Here is a 25457-nt window from a genome sequence, read left to right on the forward strand (position 1 = left end):
GCCCATCACGCAACTTTGCGCAATTTATCAGCACCTGACTCACTTGTTGCGCAAATTGCTGGCGTTGTTGCGCAAGATATTTTTATAATCCTCTGCACTTTACAGATACCCGGACGAGTGCACTCCATGATTGATTCAAAACTTCCGCTTACCGACATTCATCGCCACCTTGATGGCAACATCCGTGCACAAACCATTCTTGATTTAGGCCGCCAGTTTAACCTGTCCTTGCCCGCCACTACGCTTGAAGCCCTGCGCCCGCATGTGCAGGTAACGGAAACACAGCCGGATCTGGTGAGCTTTCTGCAAAAGCTGGACTGGGGCGTAAAAGTGCTGGGCGATCTTGACGCCTGCCAGCGCGTGGCGCGGGAGAACGTGGAAGATGCCGCCAGAGCAGGCATTCATTACACCGAGCTGCGTTTCTCGCCGGGCTACATGGCGATGACCCATAATCTGCCGATTGCAGGCGTGGTCGAGGCGGTCATTGATGGCATAAAAGCCGGATGCCAGCAGCATGATATCGACGTGCGTTTAACCGGCATCATGAGCCGTACGTTTGGCGAACAGGCCTGTCTGGATGAGCTCAACGGTTTACTGGCCTTCCGCGACCATATCACCGCCGTCGACTTAGCCGGTGACGAGCTGGGTGCGCCGGGGAGTCAATTCCTCAGCCACTTTGCCCGCGCGCGTGATGCCGGTTTTCGCATTACGGTTCATGCTGGTGAAGCAGCAGGCCCGGAAAGCATCTGGCAAGCCATTCGCGAATTAGGCGCTGAACGTATCGGTCACGGCGTGAAAGCAATTGAAGATCGCGCGCTGATGGATTACCTGGCTGAACACGCGATCGGCATCGAATCCTGCCTGACCTCCAATATTCAAACCAGTACCGTGTCCTCGCTGGCCCAGCACCCGCTGAAAGTCTTCCTGGAGCACGGCGTTCTGGCTACGATTAACACCGACGATCCTGCGGTACAAGGCATTGAGCTGGCCCATGAATACCTGCATGCTGCCCCGGCGGCAGGGTTAAGCCAGGCTCAGATGCGACAGGCCCAGGAAAATGGCCTGACGATTGCCTTCCTGAATGAGGCGGAAAAAGCGGCCATTCGGGCGAAAGTGCAGTAAACAACAAGGCCGCTGATTCAGCGGCCTTTTTTTTGCGTATTGACTATTTTAAAGACACCGTCTGGCGTTTTTCTGCCGACTGTAGCCCTCGCTCAATCAGCTCCATCACCTGAATTGCCTCTTCAGCAGTGACCGGGTTCGCGCCTCGTCCGTTAATGGCATCACGGATCCCCGCATAGTAGGCCGGATAGTTGCCGGGCTGTGTCAGGCAGGTTTTCTCGGTCATGCTATCACCCTCAACCTGCGTTAGCGTGCCATCGCGCATGTCGTAGCCCCACTCTTCGCTCGGCGGAAAATCACCGGCTTTGAGACGATCTTCCTGCGGGTCCAGACCGTATTTCACGTAGCTACCTCGCGTACCGTGAACCGTATAGCGCGGTGACTCTGCCGCCGCTAACATGCTGGCATGGAGTACCACGCGTCGCTGCGGATAGGTTAACGTGGCGTGGAAGTAGTCGGTCGTTTGTGCGCCGGGACGCAGTTCAGCTAAATCCACATTGATCGCCACCGGTGGTCCAAACAGCTGCAGCGCCTGGTCCAACAGATGCGGGCCTAAATCGAACCAGATGCCGCTGCCCGGCCCTTTCATTTCACGCCAGCGTTGGCGAACCTCCAGCCGGAAGCGGTCAAAGTGCGATTCAAAATAGCGCACCTCCCCCAGCTCGCCCTCGGCAAGTAAGGCTTTTAGCGTCAGGAAATCGCTGTCCCAGCGGCGGTTGTGGAACACAGACAGCAACAACCCTTTGGCTTTGGCTAGCGCATCCAGCTCGCGCGCCTGTGACAACGTCACGGTAAAGGGCTTATCAACGACCACGTGCTTGCCCGCATTCAGTGCCGCTTTGGCCAGGGGAAAATGCGTATCGTTGGGGGTGGGGATGACAATCAGTTGTAGGGTGGGATCGTCCAACAGCGCCTGAGGATCGGCCACCACCTTTACGGAGGGCCAGTCGGCATTGACTTTGCTGGCATCGCTGCTGGAAATGGCTGCCAGCTCAACATCCGGCGTTCCCGCAATCAGCGGGGCATGAAATGTTTTACTGGCAAAGCCATATCCAATGAGTCCAACTCGCAGTTTCTCGCTCATTCCTTTTCCTCTCTATTCGCTAACCAGACTGATTTAAGACTAATAGTCTCGTCAGGACAAGGAGGATTCCCCTTAAAATCAGGAGACTGTGCTGCGGGCGACTGTCCAGGCGTGCTGACTGGCTAAATTATCGTGCACGTCCTGATTACGTCGACGAAAATCACTGGGGCTGACGCCCACGCGTTTACGGAAGACGCGCGAGAAATAAAGCTGATCGTCATAGCCCACTTCGCGACCAATGCTGGCAATCGGCTCCTGCGTGGTCTGCAGCAGCAACTTGGCCCGTATCACCCGCTGATCTTCACGCCAGCGAAGGAGATTCACGCCCATCTGCTCACGGAACAGGTGCGCCAGCCGCGAAGGCGATAAGCAGACGTGGCGAGCCACTTCTTCAATTTTCACCTCGCTGGCGAGATGATTGTTCACATACTGACAGGCTTCGATGATGCGCGGATCGCGAATTTGCTGGTGATTTCGCGGATCTTCCTCCACCGCACGAAGCAACAGGCGCTCCAGCAAATTCATCGCCAGTTCTTCGGCAAAGCGGCGTGAGGAGTTATGGGTTTGTTCAATGGTGGCAAACAGGCGATCGAATTCGCCACGCAGGGATTCAGGCAACCGCAGGCGCCCTACACCTTCCTGCTCATCCTGCCAGCGCAGCCAGTCATGCCAGTAAGCGCGCGGACGGAAATAGACCCAGCGGTGAAACCACTGCGGGCTGTCGGGGGCACGACCGTAATAGTGGGCGGTTTTCGGCTGAAACAGCAGCATTTCACCGGGTTCACAATCAAAGGCTTTTTCGCCATCGAATACCCGGCCTTTGCCTTTGATGGTCAGGTTAAGAATATAGCCCTTCATGCCGTGCGGGCGATCGATAAAGAAATCCAGCGGACCATCCGCGGTGATAGGCGTTAACCCCGCCACCAGCCAGGCATTAAACGCGTATCCGGGCAGCAGGGGATTTTGCTGCTCTGCCGGTAATTCACGGTGATACATAATGTCCTCACTTCGTCGTTGAGTGATCACCCGCGGACGCCTTTCGCGTCCGCGGGAAGGTTTCACGCCAAATCAGACTTTATTTTTTTGTTTGTAGCGGTCAAATATCACCGCGGCTAACAGTATCAAACCACGCACAACATACTGTGAGAATGGCGAGATATTTAACAAATTCATCGCATTCTCGACGGTGCCAAGAATAAGCACGCCCGCCACCACGTAGGAAATTTTACCGATTCCGCCCTTAAGGGATACGCCGCCCAGGACGCAGGCAGAAATGACCACCAGCTCATAACCGATGGAGGTCATCGGCTGTCCGCTGGTCATACGGGACGCCAGAATGATGCCCGCCGCGGCGGAAACCAGACCTGAAAGGATAAAAATAATGATACGAGTCCGCACTACCGGTACGCCTGCCAGTCGCGCGGCTTCTTCATTGCCGCCGATAGCCAGCGTGTTGCGTCCAAACGTGGTTTTATTCAGCAGGAAGGCAAAAATCACCATGGTGGCCAGGGTGATCCAGATGGGGGCAGGCACGCCCAGCCAGTTGGCGAAGCCCAGCACAAAGAAGCGCTCGTCTTCGATGCCGACCGCTTTGCCATCGGAGAAAATGTAGGCCAGACCACGCACGATCTGCATTGTCGCCAGGGTCGTAATCAGGGCGTTAATCTTCAGTCGTGCAATCACGAAACCGTTGATAAAGCCGGTCGCCATTCCAAGCAGCAGCCCGGCCCCCACGCCAATCCACAGGCTTTCGGTCATGTTAATGACCACCGCCGTTACCACGCCTGCACAGGCGATAACGGAGGCAACCGAGAGGTCGAAATCGCCGGATGCCAGACAGAACAGCATGCCGCAGGCGACCATGCCGGACATCGACATGGCCAGCCCCAGGCCTTTCATATTGATAAAGGAGCCGAAGTTGGGCACAAACACAGCACAGGCAATAAACAGCAGTGCAAAGACCACCAGCATGCCGAAATTGTCCCAGATGCGACCAAAATGCAGACCACGGCGTGGCGCTGCTGGCGGCGTATTAGATGTCGTGGATGAAGTCACGGTACTCTCCTGTCAGGCCACGGCGGCCGCTTGTGTCGTTTTAGGCATAGCCAGGCTCAGCGTCTGCTGCTCCGTAGCCTCGTCATGCAGTATTTCTCCGGCGATAGCCCCTTCACGCATGACCACAATGCGGTCAGCAAGGCCCATCACTTCCGGAAGATCGCTGGAAGCAAACAGCACCGCAATGCCCTTGTTTGCCAGCGCATAAATCAGGTTATAAATTTCGTGCTTGGCCCCAACGTCAATGCCGCGCGTGGGCTCATCCAGCAGGATCACTTTCATCTCCTCTGACAACCAGCGCCCCAGAATGGCTTTTTGCTGGTTGCCGCCAGAGAGGTTCATGATCAGCTGATCGGCACTCGGTGTTTTGATGTTGAGCGAACGAATATGACGGTCAGCGTTCGTGGCTTCCCAGCCGTTTTTAATCAGGCATCCGGCGGTCAGGTTATGGCGACGGGCGCTGATGTTGATATTGTCGCGGACCGAATGTACCGGAATGATGCCTTCGGCTTTGCGATCTTCCGGGCAGAGCATCACGCCAGCACGGATAGCATCGATTGGGGCGCTGAGCTTCAGCGGTTCGCCATCCAGCAGCACCTGACCGCCACGCAGTCGCGTTGCGCCAAACAGCCCTTTCAGCAGCTCGCTGCGCCCTGCGCCAACCAGGCCAAATAAGCCAACAATTTCGCCCGCGTGCACATTGAGCGAAATCGGCGTTCTGACGCCCTTCGCTTCCACATTCTGCAGTTCGAGCCGCACGGCGCCTTTTTCACGCGGCGAATATCCATAAATGTCGCCCAGATTACGCCCGACCATCGCCTGAACCAGATCGTCGTGATGCGTGTTGGCCATGTCTGTAAAGGTTCGAACATAGCGGCCATCTTTAAAAACGGTGATGGCGTCGCTGAGGGCAAAGATCTCTTCCATACGATGCGAAACGTAGAGCACCACGCGCCCTTCTGCCCGCAGCTGACGGATAACCCGGAACAGGTTATCGATTTCCCGTGCAGACAGTGAACTGGTGGGCTCATCAAACGCGATGATGCGCGCATTGCGCGCCAGCGCTTTGGCAATTTCCACCATCTGCCATTGCCCCAGAGACAGGTATTTCAGCGGCATGTCGGGATCAACGTCCATGCCTAAGTTTTTCAGTTGCAGTCCGGCTTCGTAACGCAGCAGTTTTCGGTTGACCAGCCCGCGCTTGTGCGGCAACTGACCGAGATAAATATTTTCTGCCACGCTCATTTCGGGGACTAAATGCAGTTCCTGGTAGATAATCGCCACGCCCGCGTCCAGCGCGTCAGTGGTGTGCTGAAAATTAACCGGCTTTCCTTTGATACGAATTTCACCGCCGCTCGGCAGATAGCTACCACTGAGGATTTTAAGCAGTGTCGATTTACCGGCACCGTTTTCTCCCATCAGCGCATGCACCTGACCACCGTGGCACTCAAAAGAGATGTCCTGTAACGCTTTGACGCCGGGAAAGGTTTTACTGATGCCATGAAACGACAGAAAGGCTGAATCAGTGTTCATGGTTTCTCCAAAAAATGGCGTTGATGATTCGGGCCACCGGCAGTTAAGGATTTATCCTGTTACCCATTGGGTAACGCTGTAAAACCCCTGCTTTCTCTGTGGCCCGATAATGACTTTACCTGTGCTGCCTCAGCAGCCTGCTGTTACATCAACCCTTTCTTCGCCAGCTCGGCTTTAAAGTTGTCGCGGGTGATTAACACCACGTCGGTGACTTCAGTGAATTTCGGCGGTTCCTGACCTTTGCTCACCCAGTTGTAGAGCATCTGGCTGCTCTTATAACCGTGGATATCCGGGCTTGGCAGCAGAGATCCATAGAAGCCGGTTGCGTTGGCCTTCGACAGTTCACTCACCGCATCCACACCGTTAATACCGATACCGATGACGTCAGCGGCTTTAAAGCCCTGTCCTTCGGTTGCGCGCACGCCGCCCAGCACGGTGTTGTCGTTCATGCCGACAATCAACCAGTGTTTCACTTCCGGGTGCTGAACCAGCAGAGAGTTACCCGCATCGAATGCACCAGGGATATCATTGGACTTGGTCGGCACCTGGTAGATCTGTTTTTCCGGGAATCCTGCGGCTTTTAGCGCATCCATCGAACCCCCGGTACGACGACGGGCGGTATCCAGCTCGTTCGCCGTAATCGCCATCACCGCCGTGTCTTTTGCGTCCCAGCCGCGTTTTTGCATTTCTTTATAGAGTTCCTGACCCTGACGCTCACCAATCTTGGTCGCCGCCATCATTACTAACGGCACGCTATCCATGGGTTTGCCTTTGGCGTTGACGAACTGGTCATCCACCGCAATCACTTTCAGTCCGTAGCCCCGTGCTTTTGCCATAATGGCCGAGCCCAGCTTGGGATCCGGTGTACAGATAACAAAACCTTTCGCGCCGCTTGCCGCAAGGCTGTCTATCGCATTGAGGGTTTTCTCACCGTCCGGAACGGCAATTTTGATGACCTCGAAGCCCAGATCTTTTCCGGCCTTATCGGCAAATTTCCATTCCGTCTGGAACCACGGCTCCTCGGGTTGCTTGACCAGAAAACCCAGCTTCATGGTCTCGGCGATAGCTGATTGTGACATAACCGCTGCCAGCCCAATGGCTGCCAACGCTTTAGTGAATTTATGCATGATGCTCTCCGGCGCTAGTTGTTTTATCGCTGTTAAAAACGAATTGGTGTAAACGCTACCAGTTAACTTTCTTTTAGGGGTACAGAAGTAAATCAGGACGTTAGCGCGAGCCGCGATGGTAGCCTGCTTAAACGTTGGCCTATTTTTAGCGGGAATGGAGAAGAAAAATGTAGAGCGGTATCACATCTTAAAATCACGACAGAATGATCCATATATTCAGCGAATTTAACCGTCTCTTAACTTTTGCAATGGATCACAATTTCACTGCTGATGGCAGAAAAGTGCATATTCTCAGCCAGCCGTGACTAACCGTTATTTCTTACACATCACAGGATAAGGAGGTTTATTCATAACAGGAGATTCAAATGCGTACTGAAGCCATCACCCTGGGACTGGACTTTGGTAGTGATTCGGTGCGTGCGCTGGTGGTGGATTGTCACTCTGGTCAGGAGCTGCAAAGTGCCGTGGCAAACTATGCACGCTGGCAGCAAGGCCTTTACAGCGATCCTCACAGCAACCGCTTCCGTCACCATCCACAAGACTATATTGATGCCATGGAGCAGGCGATGCTCGAGGTGTTAAATGCGTTGAGTGAAGAACAACGCGCTGCCGTCGTCGGTATCGGCGTTGACAGTACCGGCTCCACACCCGCGCCTGTTGACCGTGACGGCAAGGTTCTGGCGCTGCGGCCTGAATTTGCTGAAAACCCGAACGCGATGTTTGTGCTGTGGAAAGATCATACGGCAATTGAAGAAGCCGAAGAGATCAATCAGCTGTGCCGTAGCGGCCGCTTTACCGACTACAGCCGTTACATTGGCGGTATTTACTCTTCTGAATGGTTTTGGGCAAAAATCCTTCACGTGACGCGTCACGATGCAGCGGTGCGCGAGGCCGCAGTCTCCTGGGTTGAACTGTGCGACTGGGTACCGGCATTGCTCAGCGATACCGTTGCCCCAGAAAAACTGCGCCGTGGACGCTGCGCCGCCGGTCATAAAGCACTGTGGCACGGCGACTGGAACGGCTTGCCGGATGTGGAATTTCTGAATGCGCTCGATCCCCATCTTACTCAGCAGCTTGACTCCCCGCTGTTTAAAGACACCTGGACCGCGGATTTGCCGGTGGGCACGTTGAGTCCCGAGTGGTCACAGCGCCTGGGCTTATCCCAGCAGGTGACGATTTCAGGCGGTGCCTTTGACTGTCATATGGGTGCAGTGGGCGCAGGCGCACGGCCCTACACGCTGGTGAAAGTGATTGGCACCTCCACCTGCGACATTTTGATTGCGGATACTGAGAAGGTGGGCGACCGCGCGATCAAAGGCATTTGCGGACAGGTCGATGGCAGCGTGGTGCCGGGCGCCATGGGTCTGGAAGCCGGACAGTCGGCGTTTGGCGATATTTATGCCTGGTTCAGTCGTCTGCTCGGCTGGCCGTTACAGCAGGCGGCGCAGCACCATCCTGAACTAAAACCGCAACTGGCAGAGATGCAAAAGTCGCTGATCAAAAACCTGACTGACGCCTGGGCCGCCAATCCGCAATTGGATCATATGCCGGTGGTGCTGGACTGGTTCAATGGCCGCCGCACACCGAACGCCAATCAGCGCCTTAAAGGTGTGATCACCGATCTTAATCTCGGCACCGATGCGCCTGCCCTGTTTGGCGGCCTGATTGCGGCGACCGCATTTGGCGCCCGCGCCATCATGGAGTGCTTCGAGCAGCAGGATATTCCGGTTGAGAACATTTTGACCCTGGGCGGCATTGCCCGTAAGTCTCCCGCCATTATGCAGGCCTGCTGCGACGTGATGAATCGCCCGCTGGATATCGTCTCTTCAGATGAATGCTGCGCCCTGGGCGCCGCCATCTTCGCCGCCGTGGCCGCCGGTGTTCACCGCGACGTCGAGCAGGCACAGAACGTGATGGCCAGCCCGATTGACGTCACGCTGCAGCCCGATCCGCAGCGCGTCGCGCGCTATCAGGAACTTTATCAACGCTATCAACAATGGTGCGTGACGGCAGAACCTCATTATGCCGCACGTTCCGCTTCCGCTAAGTAAAGGAGTGGTTTATGCAACAGTTCAACGTGTGGTTTGTCATTGGTACACAGCACCTCTACGGAGCGGAAACGTTACGTCAGGTTGAGCAGAATGCCCGTCAGGTGGTGGAAGGTCTGAATCAGGCGGGATTGCCTGTGCGCCTGGCACTCAAACCGCTGGTGAAATCGCCAGATGAAGCGCTGTCGCTGTGCCGTGACGCCAGTCACGATCAAAACTGTGTGGGCATCATTACCTGGCTTCATACTTTTTCGCCGGCCAAAATGTGGATCGGCGGTTTAAACGTATTAACGAAACCGTTATTGCAGTTTCATACCCAGTTTAATGCCGAAATTCCGTGGGACAGCATGGACATGGACTTCATGAACCTGAACCAGACCGCTCACGGCGGTCGTGAGTTTGGCTTTATCGGCGCACGTATGGGCCTGCAGCACAGCGTGGTGACCGGCCACTGGCAGGATAAACACAGCCAACAGCGCGTGGCCAACTGGATGCGTGCCGCGCTGGCCAAACAGGCCAGTCAGCACCTGAAAGTGGCCCGTTTCGGCGATAACATGCGTGAAGTGGCCGTAACGGAAGGCGATAAGGTCGCGGCACAAATCAAATTTGGCTATGCCGTCAATGGCTGGGGCGTGGGCGATTTGGTCGAAGTGATTAACGGCGTCAGCGATGGCGATGTTAATGCACTGGTCGATGAGTATGAGAGCCAGTACCGCTTTACCGATGTCGCCGCCGTCGGCGGTGAAAAGCGGCAAAACGTTCTGGATGCCGCGCGCATTGAGCTGGGCCTGAAGCGTTTTCTGGACGATGAAGGCTGTATGGCATTTACCACCAACTTCCAGACGCTGCATGGCATGACCCAGCTACCCGGCCTGGCGGTACAGCGCCTGATGGGCCAGGGCTATGGTTTTGCAGGCGAAGGGGACTGGAAAACGGCCGCCCTGCTGCGCATTTTCAAAGTGCTGGCGGGCGATCGTCCCGGCGGAACCTCCTTTATGGAGGATTACACTTACCACTTCTCACCGGGCAACGATTTAGTACTGGGTTCACATATGCTGGAGGTGTGCCCGTCCATCGCGCTGGAAGAGAAGCCGCTGATTGACGTTCAGTTCCTGGGCATTGGCAACAAAGCCGATCCGGCACGACTGATCTTCTCAACACCGGCAGGCCGTGCCATCAACGCCAGCGTGATCGATATGGGTGACCGCTTCCGTCTGCTGGTGAACGTAGTGGACGCCATTGAGCAGCCCAAACCTCTGCCAAAACTGCCCGTGGCCCGTGCGCTGTGGAAAGCTCAGCCATCGCTGGCAACGGCCTCTGAAGCCTGGATCCTGGCGGGCGGCGCGCACCATACCGTGTTCAGTCAGGCACTGAGCCTGGATGATATGTATCTGTACGGTGAGATGCACGGCATTGAGGTGCTGGTGATTGACGAACATACCCAGTTGCCTGCGTTTAAGGATGCCCTGCGCTGGAACGATGCGTACTACCATATGAAGCGTTAAGATTGCTGAGACGTTGCGAACGGGCCAGCTTGCTGGCCCGTTTTTTTATGGCTTGCCGCCGACCTTATCAACTCAGGCGGTCAACCGTGAATCACCCGAGGTAATACAATCGGATCAGTATGCCTTGCGTCACGGCTTTGCTCTTCTTTCGTCTCTGTCTCGTTATGAGGTTCTGCGTCAGTTCGAGCCTGTTTCTGTGCAGTCAGTAGGCTGATGCAAAAGGGTTATCTGGCAGCAGAAATTAACATACGGGCAAGAGGTTCTTTGTACAAAGGGCACAGGCCTGGATCACTCATTGCCTGCCACGTTACAGCGGCAGGCAGATCTGGATTTATTTTTTCAATAAACGTGGCAGTTGATTATCAAGCTCAAGAATACAGGCATCCATCATCTTTTGCGTTTCCTGGGTCACTTTAGCGTAATTGTTGGCCTTCCAGTCACTGAGCGGTGCTGTCGCCGGTTTCGGTGCACACTCTGATACCACATAGGCGCTGAGAATATTGCCGCCTTCCGGACGTTTATAGAACAGTACGCGGTAGGTTAAATCGTAGTTGCTGTTATTGGCCGACATATCGCTATAAACCAGTGACCATTGCGCCGCGGCAATGAACAGCGGCTGTGTATAAGCATATCCGTTGCCATTTTTATCGAGCCAGCTTTTTATTTTCACTACGGCTTTTGGGGTAAAATAGTGCGCCGTAGGTTCGGGCAGCGCATCAACAGAGGTGCCTTTATAACTGTTTTTGTCAAAGGAGCCGGTGCTGATTCCCCCACCTAACACTGCCGTTAGCACAGACATGCCCACACCCGCACCCGTACTCACCGGTGTGACTTCGCGCAGTTTTACGTCTGAGTAATGATTGTTATTCATATCCACTGGCGCATAAATCGTCTCAACAGTCAGCGTGCTGCCGTTATCGGCCTTAACGACCTGAGCATTATTTTTACCTGCGCATCCCACCAGAAAGACTAATGACAACGTACCCGTTATTAATAACTTGCTCATATTTATCGCATTCCCTTTACGTAAAAAGCCCTTGTTTCCGATTGTCTCTTTAAGGATTTCCAACCGGATTCCAGCTTCTATAACGGGTAAAAGGGAAAAAGCTTTAGGATTTTTTCATTAATTTTTGATGAATACTCATGGCTTAGTGTCGGTTAAGCATGATGGTACGCGGGAACCTTCAGGCAGCTGACGGGCACCTGTGGTTCAGCAGTGCCCACGGATGCCCTCACAGAAGAGGCCTGAATATCACCCTTTCCATCACTGAATGGCGGTTTACCACGTCACCGGCTTGCCAAAGCGATCCAGATACTCCAGCCCCGGTCGGCCCCGCTTGTGCTCGATGACGTTCACGATATCAGGCAGGGTTTCCTCAAGGCTAAAGGCCCCCTCTTCACCGCCCAGAGCCGTGCGGATCCAGCCCGGTGCCAGCAGTAATAAAGCCCGGTCCGGATGAGCGCGCGCCTGCCGTGCCGCATAGCTTCGCATATATTGATTCAGCGCGGCTTTAGAGCCGCGATACACTTCTCTTCCCCCTTTCACATTATCCCCCACGCTACCTTGACCGGATGACATGACGCCAATCAGTCCGTTGGCTCTGACCCGATCCTGACAGGTTTCAACAACCCGCATTGGCGAAAGCGCATTCGTTACCATGACGTGAATAAAATCTTCGGTACTGACCTCTCCAATCGTCTCACTCTGGTTGGGATTCGCCGTTCCGGCATTCACAAAAAGCGCGTCATAGCAACGATGCTGCAACCGCGAATTAAGCTGAGAAATTTGATCGGTATCGTTGATGTCCAGTTGTTCAATGGTAAGTGCATGCGGATAACGTGCAGACAAATCCTGCATAGCCTCGGGATGGCTGTTACGCACCGTTGCCGTCACTTCCCAGCCGCGGCTGAGCAGCTCACTGGTCATGGCCAACCCGATACCTCGTGAGGCACCTATTAATAACATTTTGGGCTTGTCGGCCTGAGATGAATGAAGCGTCATAAGAGTTACTCCTGCTGGTTGCGGAAATAACGACTTTAATGCGCAAAGAACAGTTGAGCCAGACGCACAGGATGCAATAATAGATTGCGTCTGATGCAAGGGTCTGACTTTATGCCTGATATTGATCTGAATTTACTCACTGCGCTGGATGCTTTGCTGACAGAGTGCAGCGTGACACGCGCAGCGAAACGGTTGGGGCTCAGTACCTCAGCCATGAGCCGCACGCTAGGCCGCTTACGCCTGGCGACCGGCGATCCGCTACTGGTTCAGGCCGGGCATAATATGGTTCCAACGCCCTATGCCACTGAACTGGCCACGCGCGTCCATGAGACGACTATGGACGCGTTCGCCCTGCTGCGCCCCGCAGATAAACGCCTCGATCTTTCTACAACCGCGCGCAGCATCGTTATACGGGCGAATGAAGGATTTATCGATTTAACCGCCGCTGCGCTGCTTAACGAGCTTCGCCAGACCGCGCCCAGGCTACGACTCATTTTCGTCAATAAATCAGATAAAGCGCCGCATGCGTTGCGTGAAGGCAAGATTGATCTTGAAATTGGCGTGCTGGGTACGGATGCGCCGGAACTCAAGACCAGGCTGCTATTCAGCGACCACTTTGTGGGCATCTGCCGACGCGATCATCCGCTGCTGGATAACCCAGGCGTGACGGCAGAGCGCTATGCCAGCTTTTCGCATATCGTCATGTCCAGAAATAATGCCCGCTCTGGGCCTGTTGACGCCGCGCTTGATGCGCTTCAACTGCGCCGGGACATTCTGATGTCCGTTCCGACTTACAGCAGCGCCATCAATATTGTTTGTCAGACAGACCTCATTGGGCTGGTACCCTCATCCGCGCTGGTCGGGCCCAATCGGCGCGCCGACCTGGTGCATTTCGACCTGCCGGTAGCTACACCGGTGATAAAAGTGCTGGCTATCTGGCATCCAAGACTGCACGCGGACCCGGTGCACCGCTGGCTTCGTGATACGATCGTCGCCGTTTGCCGCCGGGAGCAGGGTAAAAACCAGATGAATAGCGCGATGTGATACCGGGTCGACACAGAGACTCGCGATCTTGCAAGCCAGTATCAGACTTTTTTCCTTTCCGGGCTGACGCTTATAGCGCCCCGTTCGCCTGGGGGGTGAAAATTCGTTATCATCAGCGCCTGTTCCCCCCCCAGGCCCACTGATGTCTACGATCGTTGATACTTTTATTGCCCCGCCGTGCCATGAGGAGATACGCATTCTCTATCAGGACGACCATCTGGTGCTGATCGACAAGCCCAGTGGGCTGTTGAGCCTGTCAGGCAAAAACCCCCAAAACCTGGACTCGGTACACTATCGCCTGGTGACGATCTTCCCCGGCTGCACACTGGTGCACCGGCTGGATTTTGGCACCTCCGGGTTGATGGTTGTGGCGCGTAACAAAACCATTAACGCGGCGCTCAGCCAGCAATTCAGCGCGCGCACGGTGGCTAAGCACTACAGCGCCCTACTGTGCGGACATTTACCGGATGAAGAAGGCATCATTGATGCTCCCATCGCGAAAGACCCAGCCCGGTTTCCACGGATGTCTATTTGCGCCGAATGGGGCAAGCCTGCCCGTTCCCGTTATCGGGTTGTTGAGCGTTTTAACCCTAAACGGGATGACGCCAGTGTGATTCCCCTGACGCGCGTGACGCTGATCCCAGAAACCGGTCGCACTCATCAGTTACGTATTCACTGCCAACTGCTGGGCCATCCGATTTTAGGTTGTGACCTCTACGGGGGGCTTTTGCTGCCGGGCACGGAACAGACGCCAAGGTTAATGCTTCATGCCAGTGAACTGCAGTTAATTCATCCCGTTACCGGTGAGCCCTTTCACATCGTCAGCCCCAGCCCGTTTTAACGCAACGCCTTCACATGGGCGCCAGGAACACGGCTGACATTGTTGTGCCGGGCCGCTCCAGCCCGCAAACGCCTCTTCTTGTCACGGCTCACGGCACCAGTTTACTTAAGGTGCAGGTTGTTCAGAAAGTCGGTAATAGCCGCAGCGATCGCCAGGCCGTGCGTTTCCAGCGCAAAGTGTCCGGTATCATAGAAGCGAATCTCCGCATCGGGCAGATCCCGTTTCCACGCCTCGGCACCAGCCGGCAGGAAGAAAGGATCGTTTTTCCCCCACACCGCCAGCAAGGGGGGCTGAAACTGACGGAAGTAGTTCTGAAACGCCGGATACAGCGCCACGTTTGATGCGTAATCCAGCAGCAAATCGAGTTGAATCTCCGCGTTACCCGGCCGAAGAATGTGCAAACCCTCAAGCGTGTAACCATCGGGTGAGACACGACTTTTATCGGGCACGCCCTCAAGATATTGCCATTTGATCGAAGCTGGCGTTGGGAAGTCTCGTAGCGCGTCACGGTTTTCCTGGCTGGGCTCCTGCCAGTAGCGCTGGATCGGTTTCCAGCCCTCACCCAGTCCTTCCTCATAGGCGTTACCGTTTTGAGAAATAATGGCCGTAATCCGTTCCGGATGACTGACGGCAAGCCGCCAGCCGACGGGGGCGCCATAGTCATGAACCATCAGCGCATAGCGCTCCAGCTTAAGCTGTTGCGTTAACTGTTCAATAGTGATTGCCAGCTGGCTGAAGGCGTAAACGTATTCGCCTCGTGCCGGAGATTCCGTGAAGCCAAACGCAGGCAGGTCGGGTGCAATCACGTGGTAGTGCCCGGCAAGATGCGGGATCAGGTCTCTGAACATAAATGAGGATCCCGCAAAGCCATGTAACAGCAGTATTGTCGGCCTGTTGGGATCGCCCGCTTCGCGGTAAAACACATTGACGTCGCCAACCTGTTCGTAGCGGTATTTTACGCCATCCCGTTGCTGTGCATCGTTAACGTCTTGCGTACGCAAACTGTCTGTCGTCGTAATGGATTTTGAAACCGCCATGATGTTTCCTTATGATGTAACCGTTAAAGTTGTTATTTGAAGGTTACGATCTTATTTGCTAACCTGTCAAATATATTTTTAACAGTTACAGGCAGCTATGAATCCCGATCTCAACACCCACGACTTCCTTTTCCTGGCGGATAACCTCGCACTGGACTTTATCAATAGTGAATACGGCGTGGACGAGCAGCGACATGACTGTTTCAGCGACGATCGACGCGTGATGCTCTGGCTGGAGATGGCAGGGACCTTGCCGGATGGCGCGCCTTTGCAGGCACCTGATGGGCTGTTACATGAAGCGCGGGCGCTGCGCGACAGTGCACGTGCACTTGTCGATGCTGCGATGAATGGCTTATCTGCGGATCTGACTGTTCTTAACAGGCTCTATAAGGACGGGCGCCCGACGAAGCGACTGGCGTGGGATGATGACGCGCAGCGATACCAGATCGCGGTTAGCCACGAGGAGATAAGCATAGCCATCCTGCTTTGGCCGGTGGTCAACGCACTGGTCGAGCTTGTTGTCAGTGACAGCTTTACGTACGTGCGCCAGTGTGAAGCACATGACTGTATCCTGCTTTTCCATGACCTCAGTAAATCGCACCGCCGCCGCTGGTGTAGCATGGCGACCTGTGGCAATCGCATGAAAGTCGCGGCGTTTCGATCCCGAAAGCGATCGGATCAGGTTTGATTATGGCTGCAAACGGCACGAGCCCTGCGGCGAAAGTGCGCAGCACTTTGCAGCAAGGCTCAGCGGTTATCCCGCCTGATTGCAATCATTACCACATCAGATCATCGGGTACTTTGAAATCGGCATAGGGATCGTCTTCATCCTGGGCTTCCTGACTCAGCGCACTGTTTAAGACAATACTGTTGGCATCACGTTGGGCAATTTTATCAGCAACGCTCGCGGGAATAATGGCGTAATGGCTCTCTTCACTGTTATCCACCTGCAAACGTGCGATCGCCAGACGGCCATTGATAAGTTGTGCCTGGGTGGGCTTATCCACCATGATTTTTTTAATCAGGTTGTTATCTGTGAAGTTAAAACCGATATCACCTCGGGAAATGTCGATTTTGTTCATGTCAATCAGCTGCTTCACCTGCGCCTTGTACTCTTTTGAAAGCACAGCCTGCCGTTGTTGTTCATTGAGCTGCTTGTCACGCTCTTGCTGGGCTTTTTTGTTCTCTTCTACAGCTTCGCGCGCCTCGCGGGCCTGAACACGCGATTTTTTGGCCGTTCTCTGGACCTTGTCCATTTTCTTACTGGTGACTAATCCTGCTTTTAACAGCTGCTCTTGTAAGGTGAGTTTTGCCATCTTGTTCTCTGAATCTGATGAGGAATGGGCGGGATTATACCTGAGGCGATAGCAGATTGCAGACGCTGATATGGTGCGCGCTTAAGACTCGAGCGGACGTTGTATGCGCGAAGTCGTGAGGTTCCCCACGTCGGGTCCGGTATCCGTCAACCGTTCATCCCCGGGTTAGCGTCCTGCAGATGTTGGCTGAGAGGGAGCCGGTGGTTCGCTAACGCAATCGGCTATGCGCAACAGAGACGACGTTGAAGGAAGTCTGTAAGCTCATCAAGACGCGCACTGGAATATAACAAACCTGTTAGTCACAGGCGGGAAGGCGCGAAGAGAGATAAAAAGAAGGCATAAACGCCGCCAGCGCCCTGTCTGGCGAGCACTGGCAGACAGGTCTGATGATGTCAGACCTTGAGCATTTTTACCGTGGCATCAATGTCTATCTCATCTTCAGAGAAGATTAAGGTTGCGCCCTGAAAGGTGGTGATGGCCAGTTTTTTCAACGTACGCATCTCATCGGCCTGGGCTGCGGATTTAGGTTTGATATTGTTCATTAAGATGCCCACAGACAGCACCGTATTTTCTTTATCGATACGGCTGCTGGCAGGCACTTCCTCGCTGAAGACCACATAAGACTTGATGGCAGTGAGCTTGATTCGCTCACCCGCGATAAAAATGTATTTGCTTTCGGGCAGGACTTTCACCGCAAAGGCCGACAGCCCTTTATTGTTGGTGGTGGGTTCAAACGTCACCGCCGCATCTTTCTTAATCAGATCAGGGTTGGCGACCTTAATCACGTGAAAATACCGGTTATCACCGTTTTCATCTTTGATAAAGCCAAAGCCTTTATCCTGAAACCAGGTTGTGATTGTTCCATTCATCGCCATTACCGCCTACCTAATCGTTTATCTACTCAATTTTTTCAGCGCGCAGTGTAAAACACAATGCGGGTGCAAACTACGTCTTTGGGCTAAGTGTGGCCGATAAATTTCTGCTCTGCACCTAAGCTTTTCGGGCAGAGAGGTCGGGAAGACCATGAGGGCGTGGCTGGCGGCAGATGAATAATGCCGCCCCCCACTGTGAATTGAGCAAAAACCACTCCGTTACCGGGTCAATAAGAAATTATCTGTTCATTCACAGCGATATACTTCTTTAAAACAAATTAAAGAGGTTAATCGCATGATTTATCAGCCAAAATTTATCAGCTTCGACTGCTACGGAACGCTCATAAACTTTGAAATGGGGCCGACCGCTAAGGGGCTTTTTGCCGACCGGATTGCAGAACAGCGAATGCCTGCGTTTCTGGACAGCTTCCGTTTCTACCGGCTTGATGAAGTGCTGGGTGACTGGAAGCCGTTTTTTCAGGTCGTTGAAAACGCTATTCAGCGGGCCTGTAAAGCGCATGATGTGGAGTACCGCGATTCTGATGCACTCACTCTCTATAAGGCGGTGCCGACCTGGCAGCCACATCCTCACGTTGTGGAAACGCTGGAATTGATCTCTCAACATATTCCGTTAGTGATTTTGTCGAATTCGATGGTGGATCTTATTCCCCACAGCGTCGCCCATCTTAAAGCGCCTTTTCATGCGGTGTACACCGCTGAAGCGGCTCAGGCTTATAAGCCGCGTGCACAGATTTTCGAATACATGTTTGACCAGTTGGGCTGCGGACCCGAGCAGATGATGCACTGCTCCTCCAGCTTCCGTTATGACCTGATGACGGCATCCGACCTTGGCTTTATGGCCAAAGCGTTTATCGATCGTGGGCATGAACCCGCCTTAGAAGGTTATGGCGTTGATCGGCTCACCGACTTCCGCCAGCTTGCCGGCCTGCTTGGTCTTTAATGCGTCTCTGGGTGCGGAGAAACGAGGAAATATGATGCCTGATGAACAGAGGCCCAAGGCGGTCGCACTCAGCACAGCTGCGCCAGCGCTTTCGCTGCCGGCTATCCAATCTTTAGTGTCTGAAAAATATGGCATTGAGGGCACCGTCCTGCCGCTGGCCAGTGAGCGCGATCAGAACTGTTGCATCGAGCAGGCCGACGGCACGCGCTATGTGTTAAAGATCAGTAATCCCTCTGAAGCGCTGTCCATCGTGGATTTTCAGATTGCCGCGCTTAATCACATCGCCGAGGCTGCGCCCGGGCTGTCCACGCCGCGCGTCGTGCGAACGCTAGAGGGCTCCCTGCGTGACAACGTCACTCTTGACGGAGGAGAAATAACGACCGTCAGAATGCTGACCTATTTAGACGGTATACAGGTTAAGGATACGGAGAGAACCCCAGCACAGCGTTGCGCGATGGGCACCTGTCTGGCCCGGCTTGACCTGGCTTTACAGGCATTCAGCCATCCCGCTGCCAGCCACGATCTTCTCTGGAACGTTTCAGCCGCGCATCGCCTGATGGATAAGCTGGAAGACCTCGTGGATCCCACCCGTCGCAGGCTGGCTGAAAAATTTATGACGCGTTTTATCACCCATATCCTGCCGCGCCTTCCGGCGCTGAGGGCGCAGGTTATCCATAACGACTTCCATCTCTACAACGTGATGGTTGCGCCAGAGGCGCAGGATCATATTACGGGCATTATCGATTTTGGCGACATGCTTTATGCCCCCCTGGTCGGCGAAGTCGCAACCGCGGCGGCCTTTCAGATGACAGGCAGCGTCGATCCTTTTGCCGGCGCCGCCCAGTTTGTCGGCGCCTACCACCAGACGCTCCCGCTTACCGATCTGGAGCAGGCGGTCGTGACCGATCTGATGGCGACCCGTCATCTGATTACCGTTTTGATTACCGAGTGGCGCGCGGTTCGCTATCCACACAATCGCGCCTATATCATGCGGCACAATCCAGCCGCGTGGGAGGCGCTGTCTTTAATGGCGGATCTGTCTCGCGATACGGCACGTGACCGACTGCTGGCTGAACTCTGAAACCGGAGAATTGTATGAAAAGCACGACAGATCTCAATATGGTAAACGCCTATATCCCCGGCCAGGTCGACGTGGGACCGGTCACCGCCGCGATGATTCAACGGCGCGATGCGCTGCTCGGCCCGGCCTATCGCCTGATGTACGAGCATCCCTTACATATCGTACGCGGTGAAGGCGTGTGGCTCTTCGATCCTGAGGGCCGTCGCTATCTGGATATTTATAATAATGTCACCTCGCTTGGGCACTGCCATCCTGCCGTCACCGAGGCCATCTGTCAGCAGGTTCAGACGCTGGCAACAAATACCCGCTACCTGCACGACACCATTCTGGAACTGGCCGAACGCCTGCTGGCCACCGTGCCGGAAACCGCGCTTGCGCATCTGATGCTGACCTGCACAGGCAGTGAGGCCAATGACCTGGCTTACCGTATTGCCAAAGTTCGTACCGGGGGCACCGGCATTATTGTGACCGAGACGGCCTATCACGGCATCACGGACGCGGTGTCTCAGTTTTCGCCCTCTTTAGGCACGTCGGTGGATCTTGGCGCCCATGTGCGCCTGATTCCTGCCCCACGGCTTTATCATGCTGAGGGAGCCGATCTTAGCGAGCGCTTCACGCGCGACGTGGAAAACGCAATCGCCGACCTGCAGCGTCACGGCATCAAACCCGCCGCGCTGATCGTCGATTCCTTGTTCACCAGCGATGGCATCTTGCCTGGTCCGGTGGGCTTTATGAAAGGTGCAGTTGAAGCCATCAAGCGGGCCGGTGGCGTGTTTATTGCCGATGAAGTTCAGCCCGGCTTTGGGCGCACAGGCGAGACAATGTGGGGCTTCCAGCGCCACGGCGTTATTCCGGACATGGTGACGCTGGGCAAGCCGATGGGCAACGGTCAGCCGATTGCCGGCCTGCTGGCCACCGCTGACGTGCTTGCGGAGTTTGGTCAACGCTCACGGTATTTCAATACTTTTGCGGGCAATACCGTTTCCTGCGCAGCCGCACTGGCCGTTCTGAAAACCATTGAAAGGGATGGCCTGGTTGCCCATGCGCGCGATGTAGGCAAACAGCTGCTTGATGGCATAACCGCGCTGGGTAAAAAGCATGAGGCGATCGGTGATGTTCGCGGTGCCGGCCTCTTCGTTGGCGTGGAACTGGTTTCCGATCGTCTGTCGCGCACCCCGGATCGCTGGCTGACCAGTCAGGTGGTGAACAGAATGCGTCAAAAAGGCGTGCTGCTGAGCGCATGCGCAATGGGCCACAACGTGCTGAAAATTCGCCCACCGCTGGTCTTGACGGCAGATCAGGCGGGAATGATAATCGATGTCCTCGATCAGTCGCTGACAGAAGCGACGGCCGCCAGGGCTTCCCAGTCTGTTCTGAGGTAATCACCTGACCATGACGCACACTAAACCCCTCGATCGTACCGATATCAGAATACTTGAGCATCTTCAGCGCGAGGGGCGGTGTTCGATAGTGGAACTGGCTGAGGCGATCAGCCTCAGCCCCAGTCCCTGCCTGGCGCGCACCCGACGCCTGGAGCAGAGCGGAATTATTTCGGGTTACGCCGCCAGGGTTACGCTGAATAAACTGGGTAATAACCTGGTTGTGTTCTCCGAAATCACCCTGAACAGTCATTACCCGTCCGATTTTATCAAATTCGAATCCGGCGCCTGTAAGTACCGGGAGATTGTAGAGTGCTACAACATCAGCGGAGGCTATGACTATCTGTTGAAAATCATCGCCCCGAATCTTCACAGGTTTCAGGACCTGATGGATCGTTTGCTGGACGATGAGATCGGTATTGCCAAATTCGCCAGCCGGGTCGTTCTTCGGCAACCCTGGCAGTGGCGCGAAGAGCCACTGAGCGAGATTGCAACCGGGCAGGCAAGCTGGTCGTAGGGACTTATGGAGGCTGACGGCACGTCAAATCACAGGAAATGCGCCTGACCGTTACCCGCCTGTCGATAAGACCCGAGTTCAGACCAAAAGCGCGATTTGCCCCTCATCAGGGGCTGACATTTCTGTGAGGGGTGCCGACTGTACTGGACGGTTGTTCCCACTTCCCGGTCCGGCTTTGAAAACATCCTGTTTGTCCACGTGCCCCTGGTGTAAGCCGACTGCCAGGCACTGCGAAACAGCGCGCCAGCAGCAGAACGGCGTTGCGACCTGTCCATGTGGTAATGCGATCAAAGACATTGCCGTACGGCGCCCTGAAGCATCCAAACGGACCACCCTGCAACGCATCTTTTCTGGCTGCACGCCATGCATCACACCGTCTCACGAGGCTTAAGGCCAGCATCGCCAACGGGATCACCGAGCCCGGTTTCTACGCCGTTTTTGGCAGATAAGAGGCCCTGTTGGAAGAGGGAGTGCAGTGCTATAGTGCCCTTTACGCTCAGCGCAGCAGAGACTGACGTAAAGGCGCTGATCGGCTTTCTGCACCCTGTTAACCCCGGCTTTTCGACCGTAGCTGAGGGTGACTTTAGGGATGAGCCTGATGCAGCGGTATTATCCGCAATAAACCAGGCCGAACGTTAAGGCTTTGAGCGGTGAAAATGATCATGCGATATCAGATGGCTGTCTTGTTGTTTGCAGGAACAACCGCTGCGCTGGCAGCGCCCCCCGTTGCCAATGTCTGGCAGATCTATCAGGCTGAACTCGCTCGCCAGTGCCCAGCTAAACATCTTGAATGGCTCGCACCGGCTGACATTCGTGATGCGCTTGATGACTATCAATCCCATCTGAGTACCGGTTTACAAAGTGCGATGACGACCGCCGAACGTCACAGCTGCCGCGATGTGTCGGCAGGTGTGACATGTGACAATGTCGGTGACCTGGATATTGCCTGGAAAAACGATTTAATGCCCGCTGTTGCGGCCTCTTTTTGTCGCCGTTTTACGATGTGCCGAAAACAGTCGGACTGCGACAACCTTGCTGCACCTTAGCGCTCGCCTACCCGTCACCGACGCGAAACCTAAGCGCATGCCGGAATCCGCAGAAGCCTTGCAATCCTTTTTAAGACAATCAATAACTGCGCGCAACGGCGCAGACATTAACCGGTGGGGAAAATAGCACCAGGAGCCTGCAAAAAAGGCCCACCACGCGTCAGGCAGCGGCATGAGTTCGCCTGTCTTAACGTGAGGCTGCAGCCCGTTTTCGAACGTCGCGGTCACGCCCTGACCTTTTAGGGTCAGATCGCTTGCACCAGATACACCGTTAACCCCAATAAACAGTCAGGCGTCCGGGCGCATCCATGCGAACCGTTTCTCCGTTGCGCGCAAACGTCGCGGGGACGCGTGCAACGTGGGGAAATCCTAGATTGATGCCGCCTGCCCCGGCACCGCCATTCAACACGGGGCGCACTGAGGTCAGGCAAGGATGACAACGTGAGATAACCCAACCGGCTCAGACAAAACGCCATTCAAAGCCGTTTGCCGTTTTATTGATATGACCGGCGGAACTTCGGGCAAAGTGAGCGCTGAACCATAGCGCCTGATTCTCGACAGCCCATTCCATCGCCCAGCGGCGTTGAACTTCAGCCTGCTCTGCGTTGGCACAAAAGCGTGAGGCCAGATGAGGCTGCCTGACCTGAAGCTCGTTATGCATCAGGTCACCGCTGAATAAGGCATATTCCCCCGCACTGTGCAGGATAATCGACGCATGATCGTGGCTGTGCCCTGGCGTCGGGACAACGCGTAACACTTCTGCGAAATGCGGCGTTTGACTCACATCGAACGTCTCAAGTAACCCGGCATCGATCAGCGGGTTAAAGCTGTCTTCTAAAACCGTTTTTCTTGCCGGATCGTTTTGCCAGCTTTTCAGGCCAATAGCGGAACAGTGATAGCGCGCATTTTTGAAAAATGGCGTCCACTTGCCTTCAACCTGATGGGTATTCCAGCCAACATGGTCGCCATGCAGATGGGTGAGCAAAACGATGTCCACCTCATCGGGATCAATGCCTGTCTCGCGAAAACGTTGTTCATAAGGCGTATCCAGTTGGTGGGAAAGCGGAGAGCCGGGGCGCTCACGTCCATTACCACTCGCTGTATCAATGACAATGACGTTATCCGGCGTCCGGACAATCCAGCTATGCACCGAAAGCGCGATATTTTCAGGAGAAAGGCCGTCCAGCTGCTGGTCTGGATATAGCATGCTCACAGATAATGACGCCTCAAGTTCAGAAACCTTGAAGACGTCACAGTCACCCACGCGATAGTTCGATTTCTGTTTCACAGTAGCCCCTAAGACAGGATGAAATGATGCTTTTGATGAGTATGATTGAATCGTATCAGCTGGAAGAGGTTATCCCTGCAAAAATCTCATCGCCCCGCCCTCTGTGCTAATCAGTCACCAGCCGGGCTATGTTTTCGCCCAAATCTAAAAGAAAGGCCTCTCGCGACGGATGTGAATCGGTTACCTGCGGAGGCAAGGTATTCATGAAGGTAAAATGCCCGGCCTCTGCCATCACACAGAGATAAGTCTGCGTGTAACCCTCCAGTGCCTGTTTAAGAAAGCAGGCCTGGGACGGGGGCGTCAGGCTGTCCTTTTCACCTGCCCAGATGTGAACAGGTACGTTCACCGCTGCCAGCGCAGACGGAGCCTGGAAAAAATCGGCGGGCGGTGCCAGTAAAATAAGTCGATGCAACATCCGGTCTCCGGCGAAAACAACCGATTCCCCTGTGCTTGTCATCGCTACAGCCCCGGCATTAAGCAATAAAATCACGCTACCCAGGGAGTGGCCAACACCGGTAACCGACGCATAACCGCTACAAAATTCATTCTGAGCCCGCGCAAGCCGCTGGCAGCGTTCCAGTAATTCAGCTCTGGTGGGCACGGGTGAGGTCAACCGTTCAAAGTGTGGCGCGACAACGGAAACGCCATGGCGGGCAAAGGTCTGGAGAAGTTCAAGATGGCGCAGCGGACTGCCGCCCAGCCCCGCAGCAAAAAGGATACAGCGCGTCGCCCCCTTAACCTGCAATAAGGTGACGTCAAACGCCTCTTCCCCATGTTTGATCCGAGACGTTTCCGTGAGATCACTTTTGTCCATCAAAACGCATCCCGCTTAACCGATTGTCAAAAATAATAACAGGCTATCGCCACCTTTACGCGTTGGATGCCGTTCTGCCACACAGTAAACCCCGGCTTCGTGAATTATGACTGGTCAGGACATTGGGATGAAACGTCATTGAGCCCCTCTGCATCCTGAGTAAATGATTTGAAGTGCTGGCGATCGTCAATTTTTACCACATAAATTGAATCAAAATCCGCTGACGGCCAGTCAGGTACAAGCCCCGCATCTCCGCCCGTTTTTTCAACAAGTGTCCGGGCAGCAATGACCAGATTTTTATGCTCCCAGGCGATCATGGTCAGCGGAACGCGTTTCTCATTGAGAAGGTCAGAGACCAGTTTACGGGGTTTATCCGCGTGAAAGCGCAGTATTACAGGCCTGGAAACCTGCACCGCCAGAGGGATCAGCGTGGAGAGTGGCCGCAGCGAACTCCCTGTTTTATCCTCTTTCGGTGCAGAGGCGTAAAGCGCATCCGGGTTTCCATAGCGGCTCAGCAACACTGCAGGAAGTTTCAAGGCCCGATTAAGACCTTTGCAGGTCAGTTGACCACTTGCGTTGTCGGGTTTTTCGCCATGACGAAAAAAAACATAGGTACTGTCGGCCTCAGCACTCAAGGGGACAAGGGCAGTACACGCAAACATTAATGCCAAAAATTTCTTCATCATGACGTCCTGTGAGTCATAAATTCGCCAGCAAGGGCCTGATTTCAGAGCAGTTCACTAACAACAGATAAACGGTCGATGAACGAATGAATCCGCTGACTG

General features: G+C 54.6%; 24 protein-coding genes. 11 read left to right on the forward strand and 13 right to left on the reverse strand.

From position 1 onward, the window contains the following. The first annotated feature begins 126 nt into the window (after positions 1-126). On the forward strand, positions 127-1122 hold the full coding sequence (add, locus tag NXS97_RS03270) for an adenosine deaminase (protein ID WP_028715104.1): 996 nt from the start codon (positions 127-129) through the stop codon (positions 1120-1122). A 43-nt stretch (positions 1123-1165) separates the two neighbouring features. Here add and NXS97_RS03275 read toward each other — a convergent pair whose 3' ends face one another. From NXS97_RS03275 to NXS97_RS03295, 5 genes are all read right to left on the reverse strand, one after another. Continuing rightward, positions 1166-2206: an oxidoreductase gene (locus NXS97_RS03275; protein ID WP_015700355.1), complete on the reverse strand. Its 1041-nt coding sequence runs from the start codon at positions 2204-2206 to the stop codon at positions 1166-1168. Positions 2207-2284: 78 nt separating this feature from the next. Continuing rightward, a complete protein-coding gene (gene araC, locus NXS97_RS03280) occupies positions 2285-3202 on the reverse strand; it encodes an arabinose operon transcriptional regulator AraC (RefSeq protein ID WP_014593654.1) in 918 nt (305 codons plus the stop codon). Positions 3203-3274: 72 nt separating this feature from the next. After that, positions 3275-4261, reverse strand: coding sequence for an L-arabinose ABC transporter permease AraH (gene araH, locus NXS97_RS03285; RefSeq protein ID WP_013025704.1), 987 nt, complete (start codon positions 4259-4261; stop codon positions 3275-3277). Positions 4262-4273: 12 nt separating this feature from the next. Continuing rightward, complete coding sequence (gene araG, locus NXS97_RS03290; RefSeq protein WP_013025703.1) at positions 4274-5794, reverse strand: L-arabinose ABC transporter ATP-binding protein AraG; 1521 nt, start codon at positions 5792-5794, stop codon at positions 4274-4276. A gap of 143 nt (positions 5795-5937) precedes the next feature. Further along, positions 5938-6921 carry an arabinose ABC transporter substrate-binding protein gene (locus NXS97_RS03295; RefSeq protein WP_013025702.1) on the reverse strand — a complete coding sequence of 328 codons (984 nt, stop codon included), beginning with the start codon at positions 6919-6921 and terminating at the stop codon, positions 5938-5940. A 365-nt stretch (positions 6922-7286) separates the two neighbouring features. Between NXS97_RS03295 and NXS97_RS03300 the strand changes: the two genes are divergently transcribed. Beyond that, the gene (locus NXS97_RS03300) at positions 7287-8972 is read left to right on the forward strand and encodes a ribulokinase (protein WP_116219715.1); all 1686 of its coding nucleotides are present in this window, start codon (positions 7287-7289) and stop codon (positions 8970-8972) included. Positions 8973-8983: 11 nt separating this feature from the next. After that, positions 8984-10474 (forward strand): L-arabinose isomerase, encoded by a 1491-nt coding sequence (gene araA, locus NXS97_RS03305; protein ID WP_014593649.1) that lies wholly within the window; start codon positions 8984-8986, stop codon positions 10472-10474. 331 nt (positions 10475-10805) lie between these two features. On the opposite strand, the gene NXS97_RS03310 is transcribed toward araA, so the two are convergent. Next, positions 10806-11543 carry a hypothetical protein gene (locus NXS97_RS03310; RefSeq protein WP_078828660.1) on the reverse strand — a complete coding sequence of 246 codons (738 nt, stop codon included), beginning with the start codon at positions 11541-11543 and terminating at the stop codon, positions 10806-10808. Positions 11544-11753: 210 nt separating this feature from the next. Next, positions 11754-12476, reverse strand: a complete 723-nt coding sequence (locus tag NXS97_RS03315; protein WP_015700360.1) for an SDR family NAD(P)-dependent oxidoreductase — start codon at positions 12474-12476, stop codon at positions 11754-11756. Between the two features lie 93 nt (positions 12477-12569). On the opposite strand from NXS97_RS03315, the gene NXS97_RS03320 reads away from it, so the two are divergent. Both NXS97_RS03320 and NXS97_RS03325 read left to right on the forward strand, forming a co-directional pair. After that, positions 12570-13520 (forward strand): LysR family transcriptional regulator, encoded by a 951-nt coding sequence (locus NXS97_RS03320; RefSeq protein WP_041455901.1) that lies wholly within the window; start codon positions 12570-12572, stop codon positions 13518-13520. A gap of 142 nt (positions 13521-13662) precedes the next feature. Then, positions 13663-14361 (forward strand): RluA family pseudouridine synthase, encoded by a 699-nt coding sequence (locus NXS97_RS03325; RefSeq protein ID WP_116219714.1) that lies wholly within the window; start codon positions 13663-13665, stop codon positions 14359-14361. A gap of 101 nt (positions 14362-14462) precedes the next feature. Here the strand turns inward: NXS97_RS03325 and NXS97_RS03330 are convergent, their stop codons facing one another. Then, positions 14463-15398: an alpha/beta fold hydrolase gene (locus tag NXS97_RS03330; protein ID WP_015700363.1), complete on the reverse strand. Its 936-nt coding sequence runs from the start codon at positions 15396-15398 to the stop codon at positions 14463-14465. 97 nt (positions 15399-15495) lie between these two features. Here NXS97_RS03330 and NXS97_RS03335 point away from each other — a divergent pair, with 97 nt between their 5' ends. Next, positions 15496-16086, forward strand: coding sequence for an ABATE domain-containing protein (locus NXS97_RS03335; RefSeq protein ID WP_015700364.1), 591 nt, complete (start codon positions 15496-15498; stop codon positions 16084-16086). 88 nt (positions 16087-16174) lie between these two features. On the opposite strand, the gene NXS97_RS03340 is transcribed toward NXS97_RS03335, so the two are convergent. Together NXS97_RS03340 and NXS97_RS03345 are read right to left on the reverse strand one after the other, a co-directional pair. Next, positions 16175-16714, reverse strand: a complete 540-nt coding sequence (locus NXS97_RS03340; protein WP_014593642.1) for a DUF2058 domain-containing protein — start codon at positions 16712-16714, stop codon at positions 16175-16177. 392 nt (positions 16715-17106) lie between these two features. Next, entirely contained in the window at positions 17107-17589 is a 483-nt protein-coding gene (locus NXS97_RS03345) for a cold-shock protein (protein WP_013025692.1), read from the reverse strand. Positions 17590-17881: 292 nt separating this feature from the next. On the opposite strand from NXS97_RS03345, the gene NXS97_RS03350 reads away from it, so the two are divergent. The 5 genes from NXS97_RS03350 to NXS97_RS03370 all read left to right on the forward strand — a co-directional run bounded on the left by NXS97_RS03350 (position 17882) and on the right by NXS97_RS03370 (position 22570). Then, positions 17882-18547 (forward strand): haloacid dehalogenase type II, encoded by a 666-nt coding sequence (locus NXS97_RS03350; protein WP_015700365.1) that lies wholly within the window; start codon positions 17882-17884, stop codon positions 18545-18547. Between the two features lie 34 nt (positions 18548-18581). Continuing rightward, positions 18582-19628, forward strand: coding sequence for a phosphotransferase (locus NXS97_RS03355; RefSeq protein WP_072136724.1), 1047 nt, complete (start codon positions 18582-18584; stop codon positions 19626-19628). A 14-nt stretch (positions 19629-19642) separates the two neighbouring features. Then, positions 19643-21010, forward strand: coding sequence for an aspartate aminotransferase family protein (locus NXS97_RS03360; RefSeq protein WP_078828655.1), 1368 nt, complete (start codon positions 19643-19645; stop codon positions 21008-21010). A 10-nt stretch (positions 21011-21020) separates the two neighbouring features. Beyond that, positions 21021-21524, forward strand: coding sequence for an Lrp/AsnC family transcriptional regulator (locus tag NXS97_RS03365; RefSeq protein WP_014605903.1), 504 nt, complete (start codon positions 21021-21023; stop codon positions 21522-21524). 662 nt (positions 21525-22186) lie between these two features. Beyond that, complete coding sequence (locus tag NXS97_RS03370; protein ID WP_015700368.1) at positions 22187-22570, forward strand: hypothetical protein; 384 nt, start codon at positions 22187-22189, stop codon at positions 22568-22570. Between the two features lie 460 nt (positions 22571-23030). Here NXS97_RS03370 and NXS97_RS03375 read toward each other — a convergent pair whose 3' ends face one another. The 3 genes from NXS97_RS03375 to NXS97_RS03385 form a co-directional block, all read right to left on the reverse strand. Then, positions 23031-23858: an MBL fold metallo-hydrolase gene (locus tag NXS97_RS03375; protein WP_015700369.1), complete on the reverse strand. Its 828-nt coding sequence runs from the start codon at positions 23856-23858 to the stop codon at positions 23031-23033. 106 nt (positions 23859-23964) lie between these two features. Then, on the reverse strand, positions 23965-24672 hold the full coding sequence (locus NXS97_RS03380; protein ID WP_015700370.1) for an alpha/beta fold hydrolase: 708 nt from the start codon (positions 24670-24672) through the stop codon (positions 23965-23967). Between the two features lie 104 nt (positions 24673-24776). Further along, positions 24777-25358, reverse strand: a complete 582-nt coding sequence (locus tag NXS97_RS03385) for a histidine phosphatase family protein (RefSeq protein WP_014593637.1) — start codon at positions 25356-25358, stop codon at positions 24777-24779. Positions 25359-25457 lie beyond the last annotated feature (99 nt).

The sequence above is a fragment of the Pantoea sp. B623 genome, assembly GCF_024814475.1.
Lineage (GTDB): Bacteria > Pseudomonadota > Gammaproteobacteria > Enterobacterales > Enterobacteriaceae > Pantoea > Pantoea ananatis.

Bases quoted from the DNA above. Each gene is read 5' to 3' on its own strand.
- add (WP_028715104.1), top strand. From the start codon at position 127: ATGATTGATTCAAAACTTCCGCTTACCGACATTCATCGCCACCTTGAT.
- NXS97_RS03275 (WP_015700355.1), bottom strand. From the start codon at position 2,206: ATGAGCGAGAAACTGCGAGTTGGACTCATTGGATATGGCTTTGCCAGT.
- araC (WP_014593654.1), bottom strand. From the start codon at position 3,202: ATGTATCACCGTGAATTACCGGCAGAGCAGCAAAATCCCCTGCTGCCC.
- araG (WP_013025703.1), bottom strand. From the start codon at position 5,794: ATGAACACTGATTCAGCCTTTCTGTCGTTTCATGGCATCAGTAAAACC.
- NXS97_RS03295 (WP_013025702.1), bottom strand. From the start codon at position 6,921: ATGCATAAATTCACTAAAGCGTTGGCAGCCATTGGGCTGGCAGCGGTT.
- NXS97_RS03300 (WP_116219715.1), top strand. From the start codon at position 7,287: ATGCGTACTGAAGCCATCACCCTGGGACTGGACTTTGGTAGTGATTCG.
- araA (WP_014593649.1), top strand. From the start codon at position 8,984: ATGCAACAGTTCAACGTGTGGTTTGTCATTGGTACACAGCACCTCTAC.
- NXS97_RS03315 (WP_015700360.1), bottom strand. From the start codon at position 12,476: ATGACGCTTCATTCATCTCAGGCCGACAAGCCCAAAATGTTATTAATA.
- NXS97_RS03320 (WP_041455901.1), top strand. From the start codon at position 12,570: ATGCAAGGGTCTGACTTTATGCCTGATATTGATCTGAATTTACTCACT.
- NXS97_RS03325 (WP_116219714.1), top strand. From the start codon at position 13,663: ATGTCTACGATCGTTGATACTTTTATTGCCCCGCCGTGCCATGAGGAG.
- NXS97_RS03330 (WP_015700363.1), bottom strand. From the start codon at position 15,398: ATGGCGGTTTCAAAATCCATTACGACGACAGACAGTTTGCGTACGCAA.
- NXS97_RS03335 (WP_015700364.1), top strand. From the start codon at position 15,496: ATGAATCCCGATCTCAACACCCACGACTTCCTTTTCCTGGCGGATAAC.
- NXS97_RS03340 (WP_014593642.1), bottom strand. From the start codon at position 16,714: ATGGCAAAACTCACCTTACAAGAGCAGCTGTTAAAAGCAGGATTAGTC.
- NXS97_RS03345 (WP_013025692.1), bottom strand. From the start codon at position 17,589: ATGGCGATGAATGGAACAATCACAACCTGGTTTCAGGATAAAGGCTTT.
- NXS97_RS03350 (WP_015700365.1), top strand. From the start codon at position 17,882: ATGATTTATCAGCCAAAATTTATCAGCTTCGACTGCTACGGAACGCTC.
- NXS97_RS03355 (WP_072136724.1), top strand. From the start codon at position 18,582: ATGCCTGATGAACAGAGGCCCAAGGCGGTCGCACTCAGCACAGCTGCG.
- NXS97_RS03360 (WP_078828655.1), top strand. From the start codon at position 19,643: ATGAAAAGCACGACAGATCTCAATATGGTAAACGCCTATATCCCCGGC.
- NXS97_RS03365 (WP_014605903.1), top strand. From the start codon at position 21,021: ATGACGCACACTAAACCCCTCGATCGTACCGATATCAGAATACTTGAG.
- NXS97_RS03370 (WP_015700368.1), top strand. From the start codon at position 22,187: ATGCGATATCAGATGGCTGTCTTGTTGTTTGCAGGAACAACCGCTGCG.
- NXS97_RS03380 (WP_015700370.1), bottom strand. From the start codon at position 24,672: ATGGACAAAAGTGATCTCACGGAAACGTCTCGGATCAAACATGGGGAA.
- NXS97_RS03385 (WP_014593637.1), bottom strand. From the start codon at position 25,358: ATGATGAAGAAATTTTTGGCATTAATGTTTGCGTGTACTGCCCTTGTC.